We start from the raw sequence: 15285 nt of genomic DNA, 5'->3' as shown, positions 1-15285 counted from the left end.
TTTCGGTCACCATAAATGGCGACCCTACAAAGGATTGGCGCGTTTTTCGTAGGGTGCGCATTCATGCGCACCTGCATACATATGCAAACTAATGCTTAACTGAGCGGCATCAAGCCATTTATCGCGACCCATCAGCCCGCAATTTCACTTATGGCTAAATAAGCTCACATTTCCCCCCTTTAATCCGCGCTTTAGCCTGACGGGGTTTTGGCATTCTATGCTCAGAATTCCTGCCAGCTGAGGTATGTCGTGGCTGAAGAGAGTAACGAGGACAAAACAGAATCGCCCACGCCCCACCGACTTGAAAAAGCGCGTGAGGAGGGGCAGATTCCGCGTTCGCGCGAGCTGACTTCAGTGATGATGCTGTTGATTGGATTGCTGATCCTGTGGGTCGGCGGCAACAGTATGGCGGAGCGTCTGGCGAGCATGGTCGCCACCGGTTTTCGTTTTGACCACGGCATGGTCAGCGATGACAAAGTGATCATCGGCCACATTGGCAGCCTGATTAAGCAGGCGGTAATCGCGTTGCTGCCGCTGATGGGGGGCTTAGTCGTGGTGGCGATTGCCGGGCCGATGGCGCTGGGCGGCCTTAACTTCAGCGGCAAATCCATCAAGTTCGATCTCAAAAAGCTTAACCCGCTCACCGGAATCGGCCGCATGTTCTCCGGTCAAACCGCCGCTGAGCTGGTGAAGTCGATTATGAAAGCGGTGCTGGTGGGCATCGTCGCCGGTTGGTACATCTGGAGCCACTGGCAAGAGATGCTGCGTTTGATGAGCGAATCGCCCATCAACGCGCTGCATCATGGTCTGTCGATGATCGCCGCCTGCTGCGGGTTGATCATGCTCGGCCTGTTCCCAATGGTCGGTTTTGATGTGTTCTGGCAGCTTTATAGCTACTTCAAAAAGCTGAAGATGACGCGCCAGGAAATTCGCGACGAACATAAACAGAACGAAGGTGACCCGCACGTTAAAGGGCGTATTCGTCAGGCGATGCGCGCCGCCGCGCGTCGTCGCATGATGGCCGATGTGCCGAAAGCCGATGTCATCGTCACCAACCCAACGCACTACTCGGTGGCGCTGAAGTATCAGGAAGGCAAGATGAGCGCGCCGAAAGTGATTGCCAAAGGTGCGGGCGATATTGCGCTGAAAATTCGTGAGCTCGCCAAAGAGCACCGTATCCCGATTCTTGAAGCACCGCCGTTGGCGCGTGCGTTGTATCGACACACAGAAATTGGTCAGTTCATCCCCGGCGCGCTGTATGGCGCGGTGGCAGAAGTGCTGGCCTGGGTTTGGCAGCTGCGACGCTGGAAGCGCGAAGGCGGCCTGATTCCAAACAAACCAAAAAACCTGCCGGTTCCGGCAGACATGGACTTTGCAGGAGAGAACACTAACGATGGCTAATTTAGCCGAGAAGCTGCGTTTACCGGGCAACTTTAAAGACACGCAATGGCAGGTGCTGGCGGGCCCGGTACTGATCATGTTGATCCTGTCGATGATGGTGCTGCCGTTACCCGCATTCATTCTTGACCTGCTGTTCACCTTTAACATTGCGCTGTCGATCATGGTGCTGCTGGTGGCGATGTTCACCCAGCGCACGCTGGAGTTCGCCGCATTCCCGACCATTCTGCTGTTCTCGACGCTGCTGCGTCTGGCGCTGAACGTCGCCTCAACCCGTATCATTTTGCTGGAAGGCCATACCGGTGCCGATGCCGCCGGACGCGTGGTGGAAGCCTTTGGTCACTTCCTCGTTGGCGGTAACTTCGCCATCGGTATCGTGGTGTTCATTATCCTCGTTATCATCAACTTCATGGTTATCACCAAGGGTGCGGGACGTATCGCTGAAGTCGGCGCGCGTTTTGTGCTGGATGGTATGCCGGGTAAGCAGATGGCGATCGATGCCGACCTCAACGCCGGTTTAATTGGTGAACAGGAAGCCAAACAGCGCCGTACGGAAGTGACGCAGGAAGCCGATTTCTACGGCTCGATGGATGGTGCGAGTAAGTTCGTTCGTGGTGACGCCATCGCCGGTATCCTGATCATGGTGATCAACATCATCGGCGGCCTGTTGGTCGGCGTGGTGCAGCACGGCATGGATCTCGGTCACGCCGGTGAAACCTACACGCTGTTAACCATCGGTGACGGCCTGGTGGCGCAGATCCCGGCGCTGGTGATCTCCACCGCGGCGGGTGTCATCGTGACGCGCGTGGGCACCGATCAGGATGTCGGCGAGCAGATGGTGACCCAGCTGTTCAAGAACCCGCGCGTGCTGATGCTGAGTGGCGGCGTGATTGGTTTGCTTGGCCTGGTGCCGGGCATGCCAAACCTGGTGTTCCTGCTGTTTACCGCTGCGCTGCTGGGTCTGGCCTGGTGGTTGCGCGGTCGCGAAATGCAGCCGAAGAAACCAAGCGAAGCCTCCAGTCTGGTGAAAACCCAGGAAACGCCGGCCACCGTGGAAGCGTCGTGGACCGATGTGCAGCTGGAAGATTCGCTCGGCATGGAAGTGGGTTATCGCCTGATTCCGATGGTCGATCACCTGCAAAATGGCGAACTGCTGGGGCGTATCCGCAGTATTCGTAAGAAGGTGGCGCAGGAGGTCGGCTTCCTGCCGCCGGTGGTGCATATCCGTGACAACATGGAGCTGCCGCCCGCGCGTTACCGCATCCTGATGAAAGGCGTGGAAATTGGCAGCGGTGATGCTTACCCAGGCCGCTGGATGGCGATCAACCCAGGCACCGCCGCCGGTTCGCTGCCGGGCGAGCCGACTGTCGATCCGGCCTTTGGTCTGGCGGCGATCTGGATCGACAGCGCTTTGAAAGAGCAGGCCCAGATTCAGGGCTTTACCGTGGTCGAAGCCAGCACCGTGGTGGCGACGCACCTCAATCACCTAATTGGACAATACGCCAGCGAGCTGTTTGGTCGTCAGGAAGCGCAGCAGCTGTTGGATCGCGTTACGCAGGAGATGCCGAAGCTGACAGAAGATCTGGTGCCGGGCGTCATCACCCTGACCACGCTGCACAAAGTGCTGCAAAACCTGCTGACCGAGCGCGTCTCGATTCGCGATATGCGCACCATTATTGAAACGCTGGCGGAACATGCGCCGGTGCAGAACGATCCGCAAGAGCTGACCAGCGTAGTGCGTGTGGCGCTGGGACGTGCGATTACCCAGCAATGGTTCCCTGGCAACGGCGAAGTGCAAGTGATTGGCCTCGACGCTACGCTGGAACGTCTGCTGTTGCAGGCCCTGCAGGGCGGTGGTGGGCTTGAGCCGGGTCTGGCGGATCGCTTACTGGTGCAGGCGCAAGGCGCACTGCAGCAGCAAGAGATGGCGGGTGCGCCGCCGGTGCTACTGGTGAATCATCCGCTGCGTGCGCTGCTGGCGCGCTTCCTGCGCCGCAACCTGCCGCAGCTGATTGTGCTGTCGAATATGGAGCTGACCGACAACCGTCAAATCCGTATGACCGCCACCATTGGAGGCAAGTAATGCGTCGCTGGTGCTGGGCATTAATGATGTTGCCGATGATGGCGCTGCCGCTCGCTGCCGATGCGGCCAGCGGAGCCTGGAGCGCCAGCGCCAGCGGCCCAAGCATTGGCGTGCGCGGTAACTGGCTGATGACGCCAGCGCTGCGTGCGCCCTCCAGCGCACCGGGCAACATCTCGCTGGTGAACTGGCGTTATCAGCTCAGCCGTCCTGCGCCTTCGGGTCTGCTGGTACGCTTGTGCGCGGGCGATCGTTGTGTCGAGATTGAAGGCGCCAGCGGCAGTACGCGCGGCTTAGCAAACGTGGCGGCGGAAGAGACGCTCCATCTGGCGTTTGGCTTTCAGGGGAAGGGCGCATTGCCACCGGGATTGCGCGTGGTGAGCAGTGAAGTGACCGTGAATTATCAATAACGCGCGCTACATCGGCGGCGCGTCCTGCGCCGCCGAGTACGTTAATTAAGGCTTATCTCACTGACCGTAAATCGGAGGTGAAGCCAGTTTTGCATCCTCTCTTAACCCTTTCACCTGCTTCGCATCCACCTTGGCCGCTGCCGGATTACCAAACTGCTGGGTCACAAAGTTACTGACATCCGCCACCTGCTGGTCACTCAGTTCAGGGGCAAAAGGCGGCATAAAAACTTCGCCCTCGGTCATATGGCGATGTACGCCGTTGAGGATCACCGATACCACGTTCAGCGCATCTGCCGCGCCGGTGCTGGTGTGATGGAACAGCGATGGATAGGCATGGAATCCGCTGCCCGATCCCGCACCTTCCGCGCCATGACAGCTGGCACAGTTACCGGCAAACAGCACCGCGCCGGGCTGAGCATTGCGGGTTGCGTCATCGGCACCGCGCAGTGCAATCAGCGCAGTGGAAGGCTGTCCCCAGCTGTCGCGCGCACGGGTTTGCTGTGAGTCCGGCTGCGGCTTGACGCTGCGCAGATAGGTAGCGATATCCTGCAGATCACTCTCCGGCAGATATTGCAGGCTGTGCTCAATCGCTTCGGCCATCGGACCGGAGGCGCTGGCTTTATTGGCAACAAACCCGGTTTTCAGGTAGGTCACCAGCTGCTGCTGACTCCAGTCACCGATGCCTGCCTGCTTATCCGGCGTAATGTTGTACGCCATCCAGCCACCAAGATCGCCGCCCGCCAACGCTTTATCGTTATCCATGCCCATGGTCAGATTACGCGGCGTATGACAGGTGCCGCAGTGCGCCAGCGCTTCAACCAGATAGCGGCCGTTATTCCACTGCGCGCTCTGCTGCGTAACGGTCTGCAATTCGCCCTTATCGAAGTTAAACCACTTCCAGAAACGCATGCCCCAGCGTTGATTGAACGGGAACGGCAGGTCGGTTTGCGGTGAAGCCTGATGCACCGGCGGCATCGACAGCAGATAGGCCTTGATCGCCAGCACATCGTCGCGCTTCATTTTGGTGAAGGAGTCATACGGCATTGCCGGATAGAGCTGCTCGCCGTTTTTACCAATACCGTCGCGCACTGCGGCCACGAACTGATCGTCGCTCCAGCTGCCGATACCGTACTGCTTATCGGAGGAGATATTGCTGCCCCAGATCTGGCCGAAAGGCGTACTGACCGCAAAGCCGCCGCCAAACAGCGGGCCGTTGGTGGCGGTGTGACAGGCGGTGCAATCACCGGCGCGCGCCAGATATTCGCCGCGCTTAATCTGAGCGGCATTGTCTGCCGCCTGCGCCATAGCGCACTGCATCAGGACCACCGTGATAGCGGCCTGAATAAATACAGGTTTCATCGGGTGCTCCTTACAAGCTTGCCAGAACGCTATCGGCCATACGCAGCGCCAGCGCGGTTCCGGTCAGCGTTGAGTTAACCGTCGAGGCCGACGGCATAATGCCGGTGCCGGCGATAAACAGGTTCGGGTGATCGTGGGTACGGCAGTGACCGTCCACCACCGAATCCCGCGGATTGCTGCCCATGATCATGGTGCCGGTGATGTGCTGGTTGTTGTCGTAAACGCCGCGCTTGCTGTAAACCGCTTCCGTTCCGCCCATCTCTTTCACCATGCGCTGGAAGTCGATCATCGACTGGTCATAGCCGCGATGCACATATTCCGGGAAGCTGTAGTAAACCTCGAGGCGTGGAATACCCCACGCATCCTTCTCGGTTTTGCTCAGCGTGACGCGGTTTTGCGGCTCCGGCAGCATCTCCAGCAGGCACTTCAGCTGGACAAAGCGCTCGGCCTGGAAGGCCAGCTTGTCGTTAAGCGCCTTGCCGTAATAGCCCTGACGCACCAGACGTTCGGTGAGATAGCGCACCGGCGAGGTGTTGGCGAGGTCGATACGCAGCGCCGAACGCTCGCCACGAAAATCACCGTCGCGCATATTATTGATGCTGCCGGGACGCATCGGTCCACGGCCAAACCACACCGGCTCATCGGCGTAAAATTCTACTGACGATCCCGGATGATCCATCAGGTTGCGGCCCACCATGCCGGAACTGTTGGCAATGCCGTTCGGGTAGCGATCGCTGGTGGAGAGCAGCAGAATTTTCGGGCTTTCGATGCCGTTGGCGGTCAGGACAAACTGTTTGCCGGTCACGCGATGGCGCGCTTTGTTCTGATCGATATAGTGCACCGCCTGAATGGTGCCTTTGTCGTCGGCCTCAATGCGGAACACCACCGCGTTGGTAACGATTTTGACACCGGCATCCAGCGCCTTACGTGCGGCGATGCCGCCGTGATACTGCGCATCAATCGGGCAAACCGGCATGCAGTTGTTGTTGCCGCAGCAGGCCGGGCGACCGTCGTAGGCGATGCTGTTACGCGCCTGCGGGCCAATGCCGACCTCATAACCCAGCGGACCGAGACGCTGCTTCAGGCGATCGAAGCCGTACGGCAGCGGAATGCCTGGCAGCGGGTAAGGGCGCGAACGCGGTGAAGCCAGGTCGCTGTCGCCGGAAACGCCCATCTGGTATTCAGCGTCACAATAATAGGGTTCCAGCTCGTCGTAGCTGATCGGCCAGTCACGGCCAATGCCGTACAGTGACTGAATGCGCATATCGTTTGGCAACAGGCGGAACGCTTGTCCAGCCCAGTGCCATGTGGTGCCGCCGGTGCCGCGCAGATATTGGGCGCGATAGGGATCCGGGCCTTTCTGGATCAGGTAATTATTATCGCTGGGGATAAACTTCGGCTGCGGCGCCCACGGCTGTGGCGGATAAGGTTCGGTAAAGTCGCCCTTAAACGGCGAGTTGCGGAAATATTCCACCGCCTGATCGCGCTTAATCTCCGGGCCAGACTCCAGCATCAATACCGATGCGCCGGCTTTGGCCATTTTCAGCGCCGCCAGTGAACCGGCAATCCCGGCGCCAATTACTACCACATCGGCGCTTAATGAATCAGACATGTGCTCTCCTTGCAGGCGGCTGCGTCCAGAAGTTAGGTTGCCCCGGCGCGTAGCTCGGCGGTAACAGGGAATCGCGTAGCAGCTGATAACTGACGATGTTCTCAAAAGCGATGCATTGCGGGCGCGGCAGCGGGCCAACAACGCCGAGATACCAGCCGGAAACCAGCGCCTGATAAAGATCGTTGAGGGCTTTGGGCTGCGTACTCAGCAACGCCAGCAGGCTGCTGCCGTTGGCGGCGGGTTGCTGTTGCAGCAGCGCGTTGAGCGTATCGAGCTGGCTATCCAGCTGCGGGAAGTGGTCGTGCAGCCAGCTGTAGAGGCGCTGCGCCAGCAGAGCATCCGGCTGCTCCATTCCGGTTAATCGGGCGGAAATCGCAGTGAAACTGGCAGAAGGTGCGACTGCGGCGGCCAGCGGTGGCGAGGCGAGTGCCAGGCTGCCGGGAAGCGCCTGCGTCAGGACGCCAGCCACCAGCAGGCCCGCCGTGCCGGTCAGCAACCGGCGGCGTGAAAGAGTCATCATGGAAATTCCCGAAAGTTATTTCAGCGCCTGAGCGGCAGCCTCTGAAGCCTGGTTATCCAGATCCTGTTTGGGCGTGCTGACGCCGACCGCGCCGACCACTTCATTCTGCAGCGTGAGCGGGAAACCGCCGCCGAGCGCTACAGCGTGCGGGATGGCGAGCACCGTGGTTTCGCCGCTCTGCAGACGCTGCATAAATTTCAGGGAAGGGGCGTGATACAACGCCGAGGTGCGTGCTTTACCGATCGCGGCATCGACACAGCCCGGCGACGCGCCATCCAGGCGCTGGAAGGCCAGCAGCGTGCCGCTGGCATCAACCACCGCCACGCAGCCGGTGCTGTGCTGGGCGCTGATGCTGTTTTTCACACTGGTGATAACCTGGTTGGTGTGGCTGGCGTCCAGCGCGGCTGCGCTGGCCTGGCCAATACCCGCTGCCAGCAGCAGGGAAAGGGCGACAGATGCTCTAATCTTCATGTTTTGCTTCCGATATTTATTGTTTTATAACGTGCTTCTCGTCTCGCTTACGCTACGCCGTTGCAAAAATGTAAACAATTGCCGATAAACAAAACGCATACCTTTAGGCGTATAACTCATTGAGGTGGATAGATCTTATCCAGCGTCTCTTGCCAAACGAACGGTGTCAGTTGTTGATAACGCAGGGAACGGGCGTTTAACTCATCCACCAGCCCTTGCTGGGTGGCAACAATCGCTGCGCTCATGGCGGCCGGTACCTTGACGTCCTGCAGCGTTTTCACCACTTCCTGCATCTCTTCGGCGCGTCGCTGGCCGTGTTCCGCCACGCGGCTGATCAGGTAGTGCGGCAGCTGATCGTTCCAGCCCATCGACGGGAAGCTGGCATGCAGCGAATCGAGCACCGCTTGCTCTACGCCGTATTGCCGCGCCGCGCTCAGACATTCCGTCGTTAGCGCTTCGAGGCCTTTGATCATCACGCTGCGGCACATCTTAATCGCCGAGGCTTCACCCACTTCGCTGCCCAGCAGGCGGCTATTGAGGCCTAGCTGTTGCAGCAGCGGCTGCACCCGCTCAGCCTGCGCACCACCAATCAGCAGCGGCGTCGCCAGCCGCTTGGGCGGCACCGGCGCCATTACCGCCACGTCGATATAGCTGGCACCGGCGGCGTAAATCACTTCAGCTGCGGCGCGTTTGGTGTGCGGTGCCACCGAGTTGAGATCAAGAAAATGCTGCCCAGCCTGTAACAGCGCTGCCGCCTGCTGCGCCACGTTGAGTGCCTGCGCTGCGGTAACGGTGGAGAACACCAGCGTGGCATCCTGCATCGCGTCCGCCAGTGAAGCGGCCAATCGCACGCCGCCTTGTTGCGCTTTTTGCTGCAGCGCGGGCAGGGTTTCTGCCGCGAGGGCTTTGCGGTCCCACACCGTCACCGCGTTGCCTTGCGCCTGTAAGTCCTGGGCGAGAATGCCGCCCGCTTCGCCAAAACCGATAAAGGTGATGTTCATCAATTACTCCTTGCTGAATGGCCAGACCGCCGCCGGAATCATGACGTCACCGGCAAAAATGGCGCGCGCGGTGCGTAGCAAACCGCAGCCCGCCAGCGGGTTATCGCCTTCGCGCTGCAGCAATACACTGAATTCGCCGCTGGGATGCTCCACGCTCAGGCGCTGTTGGGATTGCTGGCTGGTGCGCGCCAGTCCGTCGGCGACGCTGCCGGGGATCAGGCAGGCGCTGGCGACGCTCACCGCGCCGAGCACGCCAATCGAGGCATGGCAGCGGTGCGGAATAAAGGTGCGTGAGCTGATTGCACCGCCGTGGCGCGCTTCGGCCAGCAGCGTGACTTTGGGCACCGTACGCTGGCTGACATCACCCAGATTCATACGCGGCCCGGCCTGCAGGCGAATCGACTCCAGCCGCTGCTTGAGCTCGCTGTCGCTGTCTAACGCGTCGCGGCTTTCATAGCCGCTGCGATTGACATCCGCCGCACGAATTAAAATCACCGGCATGCCGTTGTCGATGCAGGTGACATCGATGCCATCAAAACGGTCGCGCGGATGACCGGTTGGCAGCAACGCGCCACAGCTCGATCCGGCAATGTCTTTGAAGGTGAGGGCTATCTCGCCTGCGCTGCCGGGCACGCCATCAATGCGCAGATCACCTTCATAGTCGACTTCACCGTCGGGCGTGGCGAACTCTGCTTCGGCAATCTGCCCGGTGTTCTGCATGAAAATGCGCACGCGGGTGCGTTGATTGCCTGCCTTTACCAGCCCGCGTTCCACGGCGAAAGGCCCGACGGCGGCGAGGATATTGCCGCAGTTTTGCCCGTAATCGACGCTGGGTTGATCGACGTTGACCTGGGCAAACAGGTAATCGACATCGGCATCGTCCCGCCGCGAAGCGCTGACGATCGCCACTTTGCTGGTGAGCGGGTCGGCCCCGCCGAGACCGTCAATCTGGCGGATATCGGGCGATCCCATCACCGCCAGCAGCACCCGATCGCGAGCCGCAGGATCTGCTGGCAGATCCTGCGCCAGAAAACAGGCGGCTTTGGAGGTGCCGCCGCGCATCAGTAAGCAGGGAATGCTACGCTGGCGCATGGTTTACTCCTCCAGTTGATCGAGCGTGTCGAGATAGCGCAGTCCTTTTTCCGCCAGGCGCGGGCGCATCTGATAGATATCCAGTCCCAGCTCACCTGCCGCTAAACGCAGGCGTTTGCTCTCTTCCAATTCTTCGCGCTGACGCGCTTTGGCTGCCACGCTGGCGGTTTCATCGCGTGCTACCACCACCACGCCGTCGTCATCGGCGACGATCACATCACCCGGCCAGATCAGCTGCCCGGCACATACCAGCGGCACGTTCACCGAACCGAGCGTCTCTTTGACTGTGCCTTGCGCATACACTGCGCGCGACCAGACGGCAAAGCCCATCTCGCGCAGCGTGCGGCTATCACGCACACCGACATCCGCCACCAGTCCACGCACACCGCGCGCTTGCAGCGAGGTCGCCAGCAGATCGCCGAAGAAGCCGTCGCTGCACGGCGAGGTCGGCGCAACCACCAGCACATCGCCCGGCTGACAGAGCTCCACTGCGACGTGGAACATCCAGTTATCGCCCGGTGCCACCAGCACGGTGACCGCGCTGCCCGCGATGGCGCAATCCTGCTGAATCGGACGAATGGCGGGATCGAGCAAGCCTTTGCGGTCTTGCGCTTCATGCACGGTGGCTACGCCGGAGCGCGCCAGCGCGTCGATATCCGTAGCTGCCGCGCGCGGAATGTGGCGCACCGCGACGCCTTTTTTAGCGATAATGCTCATGCCAGATCCTCGGTTACGCGCGGGAAGATGCTCTGATAACCTTCGCCATAAATGATGTCGCGGCTGGTGGTAATCCCGACGTTACGCTTGGCCTGCACGCCGCGCTGCTGCGCCACGCGCGTGTAGTATTCCCACAGATGTTCCTGCCCGGCCATGCACTGAATCGCCTGATATTTTTTGTCCCACACCGAGGTGATATCCAGCAGCACATCCGGCTTCCAGTTGCACTGCTCGGGCTGATGCGGTTCGAAGCAGTAAACCGGCGGCGCACCGACGATTTTTTCGCCCGGACGGTAGCCTTCGGCCTGGGCGATAATGCGCGCTTCCTGCGCCAGATGCGTGGCCATTGGGTGATCGTAGTTGTAGGGATCCTGCAATGAGTGGGTCAGAACAAAGTGCGGCAGCACCCGGCGATAGACATCGGCGAGGCGGAACAGGGTTTCTTTGTCGGCACGCAGCGGATAATCGCCGAGATCAAAAAATTCGATGCTGGCACCGAGAATCTCAGCGGCGGCCTGCGCTTCACTGCGGCGGGCGGCTTTGACTTTCGCCTCGCTCATCTCCCCTTTGCGCCACAGCTTGGCTGACTCGCCGCGTTCACCGAACGAGAGGCAGACAACGTGGACGTCATAGCCCTGCGCATGGTGCAGCGCGATGGCACCGCCGGCGCGCCAGACGAAATCCGCTGAGTGAGCGCTGACCACCAGCGCGGTTTTTTTTGGGGTGTTGTTAGTCATGGCATACTCCTCCGCTGTTTTTTTCCATGCTGTCACTGCCAACCTGGCGGCGATAATTCATTTAATTGCAGCGGGTATGCGTTTTATTTATATTGCGACATCGATCGGTGGCGAAAATGGGCAGGGAAAGATGGCGGAAAAGGACTCGCAGGAGCTGACAAATCTGATGCAAATCAGGGCATTTAGTCAGGTGGTGGCACAAGGCAGTGTCTCGCGGGCGGCAGATGAATTATTTCGCACCCAGTCGGCCATTACCCGCGCCATTCGCGACCTGGAGCTCACCTTAGGCGTGACGCTGTTTGAACGTCACGCCGGTGGCATGATGCTGACTGACTTCGGTAAATGCGTGCTGCCGCGCGCGCTGCGGGCGATCGATGAGCTGCATCAGGTGCCGCAGCGGCTGGCAAAATTGCAGGGACGCGGCGCGCTGCGTAGCGATGCGGAACCGCTGTGGCTGTTTAACGTGCGTCGGCTGCAAATTTTTATCACCCTGTGTCAGACGCGGCATATGCAAACGGTGGCGGCGCGTCTTGGGCTCAGCCAGCCAGCGGTGAGCGCCGCGCTGCGCGTACTGGAAAATGGCGCGGGCATCGCGCTGCTGGAGCGCACGCCGCACGGCATGATGCCTTCGCTGGCCGGACGTGAAATTGAAGCCAACGTGCGACGCGCGTTGAACGAGCTGCGCCATATTCCGGCCGATATCGCCGCCCGCAGCGGGATACTTGAGGGAACGGTGCGCGTGGGCGCATTGCCGCTGGGACGCACGCGCATCCTGCCACAGGCGATCGTGATGCTGACGGCGCGATATCCGGGCGTGCGCGTGGTAACCAGTGAAAGCGCCTTTGGCGTGCTGGCCTCGGAAATGCGCTCGGGCGATATCGATTTTATCTTTGGCGCGCTGCGCCGCGATGAAGATGCGCTGGACGTGACGCGCGAGACGCTGTTTTCCGAACGCATGGTGCTGCTGGCGCGTCACGATCATCCGCTGTTAGGACGTGAGCTTTCTACCGAAGATCTGCGCGCTGCGCGTTGGGTGCTGCCGCGTTCGGCCACGCCAGCGCGATATCTGCTGAATAACAGTTTTCAGGCGATGGGCATTCCGGCGCCCGATCCGGTGGTGGAAACCGGCGATTTGGCGTTGGTGCGCGGCTTGCTGATGCAGTCGGATATGCTGGCGGCGGTCTCCGCGCACCAGTTGGAAGTGGAACTGGCGTCCGGTGCGCTGGTGGCGCTGCCGGTGCCGTTACCGGATACCGATCGCGCTATTGGGCTGACGGTGCGGGCGGGCTGTCTGCACTCACCGGCAGCGGATGCGCTGATCCGCTGCCTGCGAGAAGTGTGCGGGCAGGATGAATAATCAGCCTGCGCGCGCCGCTTCCATCAACGCATAGCGGTAACCGCGAATGCCGTAGCCGCAGATAACGCCCTGCGCGACATCGGAAAGATAGGAGTGGTGACGGAAGGGCTCACGCTTGTGCACGTTGGTGATGTGCACTTCCCACAACGGCAACGCCACGCCAGTCACCGCATCGCGGATCGCCACTGACGTGTGCGTCCACGCCGCCGGGTTGATCACCAGCGCCTGCGCTTCGTGACGCGCCTGCTGAATCCACTCAATCATTTCACCTTCGTGGTTGGTCTGGCGAAACTCAATCGCCACGCCCAGCTCTTCCGCCGTTGCGCGGCACAGCGCTTCCACGCTTTGCAGCGTGTCGGAGCCGTAGGTTTCTGGCTCGCGCGTGCCCAGCAGATTGAGGTTCGGGCCGTTCAATACATAGATGGTTCTCATCGTGACTCCTGTAATTCAGTAAAACCAAACAGCCGCTGTGGCGTGTGCCAAAGCACCTGACGGCGACTCTTTTCATCGGGGATCAGCTGTTCGAGCAGCAGCAGTTGCGTGCCCATATCCATGCGTTCAGTGGCGCGCAGGAAGGGCCAGTCCGATCCCCACATGCAGTTTTCCGCGCCGAAAGCGTCCAGCAAGGCCAGCAAATAGGGATGTCCATCGCTGAAGGGATACGGCTGCCGGGAGAATTTCGCCAGCCCGGAAAGTTTCACGCTGGTACGTTGCTGACCGGCCAGCGACAGCAGCGCCTGAAAGGCCGGTTGTGCTATGCCTGCGCCGACATCTGGTCGGCCGGAGTGATCGATAAGCAGGCGCGTGCGGGTGCGTGACAGCAGCGGCATTAGCGCTAGCAGCTGATCGTTCTGCACCTGAATCTGGGCGAAGAGATCCAGCTCCGCCAGCCTGCCCATCAGGGCATCGAGCTGGAGAAACGGCTCGGTGCCGAGCATCGCCACGTTAAGCGCAATGCCGACGATGCCCTGATCTTTCAGGCTGGCGAGCGTGTCGCTATCCACATCACGCGGCGTGACGGCAATGCCCTTGAAACGGCCTTCACCGCGCTTGATGGTATCCAGCAGGCAGCGATTGTCAGTGTTATAGCCCGACGTCGGGCCGACAATCAGCGAGTGGCGAATGTTGTAGGCCTGCATCACGGCGCGATAGTAATCCGGCGTCGCCAGCTCGTGTCCGTCCGGGTTGTAGGCGCTTTCGGGCGCCCAGGGAAAGTTTTTGGGATCAAAAACGTGGTGATGGCAGTCGATAACCGGTTGCGTAAACATCACTCTTTTTTCCCCGCTACCGAGTAGAGCACCTGCTGATTGCGCGTCTGCTGGAACTGTTCCAGCGTTTCGCCACGCATCGCCGAGTAGATATGCAGGTTAGACACGCCCACCACTGCACCCAATTTTTCCAGCAGGAAGAAGCTGACGCCGTAATGGATCATGCCGCGCCAGTCGAGCTCGGTAATCAGCGTTTGCTCTTCAGCGGTCAGTCCGGCTTCCTGATACAGTGCCTGCGGAGCTTCGCGGAAACGCTTACGCCACTCTGGCTGAATCATGCGGTGCAGGAAGCGGTTGATACGCAGTGCTTTCAGGCTGCGCGCCTGGGTGAACGGATAGGTGCCGGGCAGTTTTTCCACGCCGCTCAGTTGCAGGTTGATCTTATCGCGCTGACGCTGATGCACATCAACCGGTGCTTCGCGTGACTGGTTTTCGAGGATCAGCGTGGCGATACCGGTCATCGAAGGCAGATAGTAATCCTGATGCAGTTTCTCGACGTTGGCCGACAGCGCACCGCGCATGATCAACCACATAATCACTTCCGCACCTTCCAGGCCGCCGAGCGTGGCGTATTCCGCCAGGGTGATTTCGGTCAGGCGCTCGGGATCGTTGATCAGCAGATCGATAAACTGCGCATCCCATTCGGGATTGTTGAAGCCGCAGCGCTCGCCGTGAACCTGATGTGATACGCCGCCGGTGGCTACCACCGCAACTTTCAGATCTTCCGGGAAACTCTCCACCGCGCGCTTCAGTGCCTGGCCGAGTTTATAGCAGCGACGTGCCGTCGGAATCGGGAACTGTAAAACGCCGACCGCCAGCGGAACCACCTGCATTGGCCAGCCGCCTTGCCACGGTGCCAGCGCCGACAGCGGCGAAAACAGGCCGTGATCCAGCGCTTTGTCCTGGAAGAATGACATATCGAACTCATCCGCCATCAGGCTGGCACCAATATGCTGTGACAGCGCCGCATGACCTTTTACCGGTGGCAAGTCGCGCGGGCCGCCGCCTTCGTCCGCCACGGCATATTGGTCATCAATGCCCAGCACAAAGGCCGAGTAGTGATCAAAAAAGAAGGAGGTGACGTGATCGTTAAACACATACAGCAGCACGTCCGGTTTCTTCTCCTCCAGCCAGCGCTGCATCGGCGCAAAGCCATCGAAAATCGGTGCCCATGCGCCTTCCTGCTGCTTGTTGTGATCAACCGCAAAGCCAATGGTGGGGGTATGGGAAACCGCTAAACCGCCTATGATTTTAGCCATAATT

The 15285-nt window shown here is 60.1% G+C and carries 15 protein-coding genes; 4 read left to right on the top strand and 11 right to left on the bottom strand.

The window, feature by feature from the left end; genetic code table 11:
* The first annotated feature begins 249 nt into the window (after positions 1-249).
* The 3 genes from flhB to FHW71_RS01580 are packed head-to-tail and all read left to right on the top strand — an operon-like array spanning position 250 to position 3888.
* Positions 250-1401, top strand: coding sequence for a flagellar biosynthesis protein FlhB (flhB, locus tag FHW71_RS01590; protein ID WP_008110543.1), 1152 nt, complete (start codon positions 250-252; stop codon positions 1399-1401).
* Positions 1394-3481 carry a flagellar biosynthesis protein FlhA gene (gene flhA / locus FHW71_RS01585; protein ID WP_061718560.1) on the top strand — a complete coding sequence of 696 codons (2088 nt, stop codon included), beginning with the start codon at positions 1394-1396 and terminating at the stop codon, positions 3479-3481. The genes flhB and flhA overlap by 8 nt, the downstream gene beginning before the upstream one ends.
* On the top strand, positions 3481-3888 hold the full coding sequence (locus FHW71_RS01580; protein WP_154181677.1) for a flagellar protein FlhE: 408 nt from the start codon (positions 3481-3483) through the stop codon (positions 3886-3888). The genes flhA and FHW71_RS01580 overlap by 1 nt, the downstream gene beginning before the upstream one ends.
* 57 nt (positions 3889-3945) lie before the next feature.
* Here FHW71_RS01580 and FHW71_RS01575 read toward each other — a convergent pair whose 3' ends face one another.
* The 8 genes from FHW71_RS01575 to galB form a co-directional block, all read right to left on the bottom strand.
* Positions 3946-5247: a cytochrome c gene (locus tag FHW71_RS01575; protein WP_179450564.1), complete on the bottom strand. Its 1302-nt coding sequence runs from the start codon at positions 5245-5247 to the stop codon at positions 3946-3948.
* A 10-nt stretch (positions 5248-5257) separates the two neighbouring features.
* Complete coding sequence (locus FHW71_RS01570; protein ID WP_179450566.1) at positions 5258-6859, bottom strand: GMC family oxidoreductase; 1602 nt, start codon at positions 6857-6859, stop codon at positions 5258-5260.
* The gene (locus FHW71_RS01565) at positions 6852-7379 is read right to left on the bottom strand and encodes a sugar dehydrogenase complex small subunit (RefSeq protein WP_179450568.1); all 528 of its coding nucleotides are present in this window, start codon (positions 7377-7379) and stop codon (positions 6852-6854) included. Before FHW71_RS01565 ends, FHW71_RS01570 begins: the two co-directional genes overlap by 8 nt.
* Before the next feature lie 15 nt (positions 7380-7394).
* Positions 7395-7850, bottom strand: coding sequence for a heme-binding protein (locus FHW71_RS01560; RefSeq protein ID WP_061718565.1), 456 nt, complete (start codon positions 7848-7850; stop codon positions 7395-7397).
* Between the two features lie 116 nt (positions 7851-7966).
* Positions 7967-8851 carry a DUF1932 domain-containing protein gene (locus FHW71_RS01555; RefSeq protein ID WP_179450570.1) on the bottom strand — a complete coding sequence of 295 codons (885 nt, stop codon included), beginning with the start codon at positions 8849-8851 and terminating at the stop codon, positions 7967-7969.
* Positions 8852-8854: 3 nt separating this feature from the next.
* On the bottom strand, positions 8855-9943 hold the full coding sequence (locus FHW71_RS01550) for a 4-oxalomesaconate tautomerase (RefSeq protein ID WP_179450572.1): 1089 nt from the start codon (positions 9941-9943) through the stop codon (positions 8855-8857).
* Positions 9944-9946: 3 nt separating this feature from the next.
* Positions 9947-10660 (bottom strand): 4-carboxy-4-hydroxy-2-oxoadipate aldolase/oxaloacetate decarboxylase, encoded by a 714-nt coding sequence (locus tag FHW71_RS01545; protein ID WP_179450574.1) that lies wholly within the window; start codon positions 10658-10660, stop codon positions 9947-9949.
* The gene (galB, locus tag FHW71_RS01540; protein ID WP_061718569.1) at positions 10657-11397 is read right to left on the bottom strand and encodes a 4-oxalmesaconate hydratase; all 741 of its coding nucleotides are present in this window, start codon (positions 11395-11397) and stop codon (positions 10657-10659) included. The genes FHW71_RS01545 and galB overlap by 4 nt, the downstream gene beginning before the upstream one ends.
* A 130-nt stretch (positions 11398-11527) precedes the next feature.
* On the opposite strand from galB, the gene FHW71_RS01535 reads away from it, so the two are divergent.
* The gene (locus FHW71_RS01535; RefSeq protein WP_179450576.1) at positions 11528-12754 is read left to right on the top strand and encodes a LysR family transcriptional regulator; all 1227 of its coding nucleotides are present in this window, start codon (positions 11528-11530) and stop codon (positions 12752-12754) included.
* On the opposite strand, the gene aroQ is transcribed toward FHW71_RS01535, so the two are convergent.
* From aroQ to FHW71_RS01520, 3 genes are read right to left on the bottom strand one after another with little or no spacing between them, the layout of a single operon-like run.
* Positions 12755-13186 carry a type II 3-dehydroquinate dehydratase gene (gene aroQ, locus FHW71_RS01530; protein WP_179450578.1) on the bottom strand — a complete coding sequence of 144 codons (432 nt, stop codon included), beginning with the start codon at positions 13184-13186 and terminating at the stop codon, positions 12755-12757.
* A complete protein-coding gene (locus FHW71_RS01525) occupies positions 13183-14022 on the bottom strand; it encodes an amidohydrolase family protein (protein ID WP_179450895.1) in 840 nt (279 codons plus the stop codon). Before FHW71_RS01525 ends, aroQ begins: the two co-directional genes overlap by 4 nt.
* The gene (locus tag FHW71_RS01520; RefSeq protein WP_179450580.1) at positions 14022-15281 is read right to left on the bottom strand and encodes a gallate dioxygenase; all 1260 of its coding nucleotides are present in this window, start codon (positions 15279-15281) and stop codon (positions 14022-14024) included. The genes FHW71_RS01525 and FHW71_RS01520 overlap by 1 nt, the downstream gene beginning before the upstream one ends.
* Between the last annotated feature and the right edge of the window lie 4 nt (positions 15282-15285).

Origin of the sequence: Enterobacter sp. Sphag1F (assembly GCF_014193275.1) — a bacterium.
GTDB lineage: Bacteria > Pseudomonadota > Gammaproteobacteria > Enterobacterales > Enterobacteriaceae > Pantoea > Pantoea symbiotica.
Note: the sequence above shows the minus strand (reverse complement) of the source record. Positions and strands in the feature narration are given on the sequence as shown.

What these genes read in the sequence shown, in the direction of transcription:
- FHW71_RS01565 (WP_179450568.1), bottom strand. Translation starts at nt 7,379, where the DNA reads ATGATGACTCTTTCACGCCGCCGGTTGCTGACCGGCACGGCGGGCCTG.
- FHW71_RS01525 (WP_179450895.1), bottom strand. Translation starts at nt 14,022, where the DNA reads ATGTTTACGCAACCGGTTATCGACTGCCATCACCACGTTTTTGATCCC.
- FHW71_RS01535 (WP_179450576.1), top strand. Translation starts at nt 11,528, where the DNA reads ATGGCGGAAAAGGACTCGCAGGAGCTGACAAATCTGATGCAAATCAGG.
- FHW71_RS01570 (WP_179450566.1), bottom strand. Translation starts at nt 6,859, where the DNA reads ATGTCTGATTCATTAAGCGCCGATGTGGTAGTAATTGGCGCCGGGATT.
- FHW71_RS01580 (WP_154181677.1), top strand. Translation starts at nt 3,481, where the DNA reads ATGCGTCGCTGGTGCTGGGCATTAATGATGTTGCCGATGATGGCGCTG.
- galB (WP_061718569.1), bottom strand. Translation starts at nt 11,397, where the DNA reads ATGACTAACAACACCCCAAAAAAAACCGCGCTGGTGGTCAGCGCTCAC.
- FHW71_RS01520 (WP_179450580.1), bottom strand. Translation starts at nt 15,281, where the DNA reads ATGGCTAAAATCATAGGCGGTTTAGCGGTTTCCCATACCCCCACCATT.
- flhA (WP_061718560.1), top strand. Translation starts at nt 1,394, where the DNA reads ATGGCTAATTTAGCCGAGAAGCTGCGTTTACCGGGCAACTTTAAAGAC.
- aroQ (WP_179450578.1), bottom strand. Translation starts at nt 13,186, where the DNA reads ATGAGAACCATCTATGTATTGAACGGCCCGAACCTCAATCTGCTGGGC.
- FHW71_RS01550 (WP_179450572.1), bottom strand. Translation starts at nt 9,943, where the DNA reads ATGCGCCAGCGTAGCATTCCCTGCTTACTGATGCGCGGCGGCACCTCC.
- FHW71_RS01555 (WP_179450570.1), bottom strand. Translation starts at nt 8,851, where the DNA reads ATGAACATCACCTTTATCGGTTTTGGCGAAGCGGGCGGCATTCTCGCC.
- FHW71_RS01545 (WP_179450574.1), bottom strand. Translation starts at nt 10,660, where the DNA reads ATGAGCATTATCGCTAAAAAAGGCGTCGCGGTGCGCCACATTCCGCGC.
- FHW71_RS01560 (WP_061718565.1), bottom strand. Translation starts at nt 7,850, where the DNA reads ATGAAGATTAGAGCATCTGTCGCCCTTTCCCTGCTGCTGGCAGCGGGT.
- FHW71_RS01575 (WP_179450564.1), bottom strand. Translation starts at nt 5,247, where the DNA reads ATGAAACCTGTATTTATTCAGGCCGCTATCACGGTGGTCCTGATGCAG.